The sequence below is a fragment of the Photorhabdus sp. CRCIA-P01 genome (genome assembly GCF_003545805.1).
Classification (GTDB): Bacteria; Pseudomonadota; Gammaproteobacteria; order Enterobacterales; family Enterobacteriaceae; genus Photorhabdus; species Photorhabdus antumapuensis.
Genome location: NZ_NMQR01000184.1, coordinates 1 through 1,178, shown reverse-complemented (window position 1 = coordinate 1,178; position 1,178 = coordinate 1). Strand labels below are relative to the sequence as shown.

At 44.1% G+C, this 1,178-nt stretch carries 1 protein-coding gene and 1 pseudogene; both read left to right on the top strand.

Annotated features, from left to right (window positions below):
• Window positions 1-275 (top strand): annotated as a pseudogene (locus tag D3222_RS24710) (type IV conjugative transfer system coupling protein TraD); the annotation flags it as partial.
• A complete protein-coding gene (locus tag D3222_RS24705; RefSeq protein ID WP_118988366.1) occupies window positions 256-1,008 on the top strand; it encodes a TIGR03747 family integrating conjugative element membrane protein in 753 nt (250 codons plus the stop codon). The pseudogene D3222_RS24710 and the gene D3222_RS24705, both read left to right, overlap by 20 nt.
• Window positions 1,009-1,178: the final 170 nt, after the last annotated feature.

The following is a 1,178-nucleotide window of genomic DNA, read 5'->3' as shown; positions in this document are numbered from 1 at the left end:
TGATTAACTTGCCGAAAGGTCAGGCATTTGCTCTGCTTGAAGGGGGACGGTTATGGAAGATCCGCATGCCGTTGCCAGCAGCCGATGATGATGACCTGATGCCGGCAAGTCTGCAAAAAATCGCTGATGAAATGCGTAAACATTACCGTACCAGTGAATCCTGGTGGTCAGCGGGTTCAATGCCAAGTGATAGTCAGGTTGACCTGCATGTGATGTTAAATCCAGCGGTGCTGACGCCTGATGGGGAAGCTGAAGATGACGCAACAGAACACTAAATCGCCGCAGATGCCACCGAAAAAATCAGGTCCGTTAAAAACTGTCCTGTGGGATATGCCATGGATGCTCATTAGTTTTTTGCTGGTATCGTTGTTTTTTAGTTTGATTGTTGAATACCTTGGGATAGCCTTTTTCTGGCCGGAACAGGGAGAAAGACACAGCCAACAAGTTATGATCACGGAAAGTGGTTGGTTGTCTAAAGAATTTACCCGCAGCTTATTGTTATCAGAACCCGCGATTAAGCTCAGTATCGGGTTAAAATGGAGTTATCAGTGGGTGTTTGTAGACAGTGGTGCACTGGACTGGATTAATCAACAGCATACAGTACAAGCTCGGAGCCACTATGAGATGGCGCAAGAGTTGAACGACGGAAGTGTGTGGCTGGCGCAAAATCTGCGGAAATACCTGTTGGCAGCGGTGTATGTGACGATAACCTTTATTATCCGGCTCACTATCCTGGTATTGTCTTTGCCCTTGTTTGTGATGGTTATAGGAGTTGCTGTCGTTGAAGGGCTAAGTCGGCGTGACCTGCGGCGTTATGGGGCGGCTTATGAGTCGAGTTTTGTTTATCATCACGCCAAACGGTTTGTGAAACCGGCGTTCTGTGTACCTTGTTTGTTGTATCTCTCCTGGCCATCGGCTGTGTATCCTAATTTATTATTGTTACCCGCAGCTCTCCTATTAGGGATCGCTATTACCGTGATGATAAGTACTTTTAAGAAATATCTTTGAGGTAATAAATAGGTAAAATTTTTAATGATTTTTGTTAGATTTTTCAGCGAAAAAGCCTAATTTGGCAGTAAAAAGAAAAAATAATGGAATTTACTCAGTTAACCATTTAGCATGTTTTTGTACTGCCTTTTCGGCAGTTACCGTATAGGTGTTCTTAGTAACCTTTTATG

Coding starts and splice junctions, on each gene's coding strand:
- D3222_RS24705 (WP_118988366.1), top strand. CDS start 256: ATGACGCAACAGAACACTAAATCGCCGCAGATGCCACCGAAAAAATCA.